This is a genomic window from Moorena sp. SIO3I6 (genome assembly GCF_010672095.1).
The window spans coordinates 1-1,320 of the sequence record NZ_JAAHHU010001406.1 but is presented as its reverse complement, the minus strand read 5'-3'; the positions used below and the strand labels follow the sequence as shown (position 1 = coordinate 1,320).

General features: G+C 46.1%; 2 protein-coding genes and 1 pseudogene. 1 reads left to right on the top strand and 2 read right to left on the bottom strand.

Annotated elements, in window-relative coordinates; translation table 11 throughout:
* The coding region (locus F6K49_RS49745) for a calcium-binding protein (RefSeq protein WP_293110198.1) at nt 1-680 on the top strand (680 nt) is incomplete at its 5' end.
* 1 nt (nt 681) lies between these two features.
* On the opposite strand, the gene F6K49_RS49740 is transcribed toward F6K49_RS49745, so the two are convergent.
* Both F6K49_RS49740 and F6K49_RS49735 read right to left on the bottom strand, forming a co-directional pair.
* Entirely contained in the window at nt 682-1,086 is a 405-nt protein-coding gene (locus F6K49_RS49740) for a hypothetical protein (protein ID WP_293064659.1), read from the bottom strand.
* Between the two features lie 26 nt (nt 1,087-1,112).
* Nucleotides 1,113-1,320 (bottom strand): annotated as a pseudogene (locus F6K49_RS49735) (protein translocase subunit SecF); the annotation flags it as partial.

Here is a 1,320-nt window from a genome sequence, read left to right as displayed (position 1 = left end):
CCTCTGGTCGCATTATCCAGTTTGTGGTTGATGATGGTTTAGCTTTCAACAACGTCAGTGAGGTAGCTACTCTGATTACCATCCAAGATAATGACTCGACGGTGATTGGTACTTTCCAGGATGATACTTTGCTTGGGGGTAATGGCAACGATAGCCTAGAAGGTAGCTCAGGCAATGACTTACTCGACGGTGGAGCTGGTAATGATAGCCTGGTTGGAGGAGATAACTCAGACACCCTACTCGGTGGTGACGGTGATGACGTCCTTGATGGTGGGACTAATGGCGACTTCCTGGATGGTGGAGCTGGTAATGATAACTTGTCTGGGGGAGAAAACTCAGACACCTTGATCGGTGGTGAGGGTAATGACTCGCTGTTTGGTGGTAACAGTGATGATATCTTAGAAGGCGGATTAGGGAATGATATCTTATCTGGCGAAGGCGGTATTGACACCTATGTCTTGAACCCTGGTGAGGGAACAGATACTGTGTTTGGTTTTGAAGATGGAATCGATATGTTCAAGTTAGGTGGAGATCTGACCTTTGCTCAGCTGGCAATTGCTGGTAGCGGTGGGGCGACTACTATTACTGCCAATGGCGAAGTCTTAGCACAGGTGTTCGGGGTATCCGCGAGTCAGCTCACAGCGGAAGATTTTATTGTTGAGGAGGATATAGTCGTTTAATTCAAGAGCCGCACACCCACTTCCACAGTGGGTGTGTTGGGCCTTGCTGACAAATCCTCTGTACTTGTTGCTCCAGACGTTTCTGTTCTAAGGGTGGTAATCCAAATAAAATATTGCGACTTTGCCAAACTAAGACGGCTAAGGTTGTGCCAATACAGATAGCCAGACCTAGGGCAGGCACATGGTTGTAGATAATACTATACCGGAGTGCTGCCCAGGTAAAATGCGATCGCATCAGGGAAATTTCATACTGCCAAGCCCACAGGCTTAATGGAGCAACAGTTATCCAGAGGATGCCTACGAAAATCCACCTACCATAAACAGTTAATTGATGTAATCGTTTTACCCTGGCCTGAAGGATTGGGTCAAGGGTAATTTTTCGTCTTGGGCTATCTGGTTGCTCCATAATTAGAAGACTATTGAAAATGATAACTAAACTTCATCAGAAAATTCTGCTTCAATCACTGAAGTCCCCTCCTTTTCTGGATTAACTGCAACCTCGACTACAGACTGAGCTTTACCAGTGCGCTCTCTCCACCAAGCTAAGAGGGTACTGGCAATAAAAATACTGGAGTAAGACCCTGCTGTAAAACCAATAATTAGTGCTAAGGCAAAGAATTTTAGGGTTTCTCCCCCGAAC

Coding starts and splice junctions, on each gene's coding strand:
- F6K49_RS49740 (WP_293064659.1), bottom strand. CDS start 1,086: ATGGAGCAACCAGATAGCCCAAGACGAAAAATTACCCTTGACCCAATC.